Genomic DNA, 848 nt, shown 5'->3' with positions numbered 1-848 from the left:
TTGTTTTCGAACTTATCGGCCAGTTCGATTTCTTTTGCGACCGACACGCCATCCTTCGTGATGCGCGGAGCACCGAAGGATTTTTCGATCACGACGTTGCGGCCCTTCGGACCCAGCGTAACCTTTACGGCATCGGCGAGGATATCCACACCGCGCAGCATTTTCGTGCGCGCATCGGTGGAGAATTTTACTTCTTTAGCAGCCATTATTTTACTCTCCTAAAAATCGGGGAAGCGGGTGGGCGCGTTACGCAGCCAGGACGCCGAGAATGTCGGATTCCTTCATAATCAGCAGCTCTTCGCTGCCGATCTTCACTTCCGAGCCCGACCATTTGCCGAACAGGACGCGGTCGCCGACCTTAACGTCGAGGGCGACCAGTTCGCCCTTGTCGTTGCGCGTGCCCGAGCCGATGGCGACGATTTCGCCCTGCTGCGGCTTTTCCTTGGCGGTATCGGGGATGATGATCCCCCCGGCGGTTTTAGCTTCCTGCTCGATACGACGCACAAGAACGCGATCATGCAACGGACGGAAAGACATGCGATCTCCTCCTTCAAGGGACGGATGATGGGACTGACGGGAGCCTTTGTTAGCACTCACCGTCAGCGAGTGCCACGAGAGATAAGCCGAACGATGCCGGGATTCAAGAGGCTCGATAGTGCGCCGATGCAAGTTTTTGGAGCACACCGACATTCCCGCCGTACTCGGCGCACCGTTAGCAGCACTCACGGAAGTCGGTTGCTAACATATTGGTATCACATAAATTTTTGATGATTCGATGAAATTTTTAAGACAGGCTTTTAGCAAGGAGTCCAGGCAGGACTCCGATCCCAGAACGGGAGAAGCCCCAT

General features: G+C 55.1%; 2 protein-coding genes. Both read right to left on the bottom strand.

Annotation, left to right across the window (positions count from 1 at the left end; all coding sequences use genetic code 11):
* Positions 1-206: TCP-1/cpn60 chaperonin family protein (locus VZ95_RS19705; protein ID WP_045777381.1), on the bottom strand; the 206-nt coding region annotated here is incomplete at its 3' end.
* 40 nt (positions 207-246) lie between these two features.
* Positions 247-537 carry a co-chaperone GroES gene (locus tag VZ95_RS19700; protein WP_045777380.1) on the bottom strand — a complete coding sequence of 97 codons (291 nt, stop codon included), beginning with the start codon at positions 535-537 and terminating at the stop codon, positions 247-249.
* Positions 538-848: the final 311 nt, after the last annotated feature.

The organism is Elstera litoralis (genome assembly GCF_000963705.1).
Lineage (GTDB): Bacteria > Pseudomonadota > Alphaproteobacteria > Elsterales > Elsteraceae > Elstera > Elstera litoralis.
The sequence above is the reverse complement of the archived record's forward strand: the minus strand, read 5'-3'. Positions and strand labels throughout refer to the sequence as shown.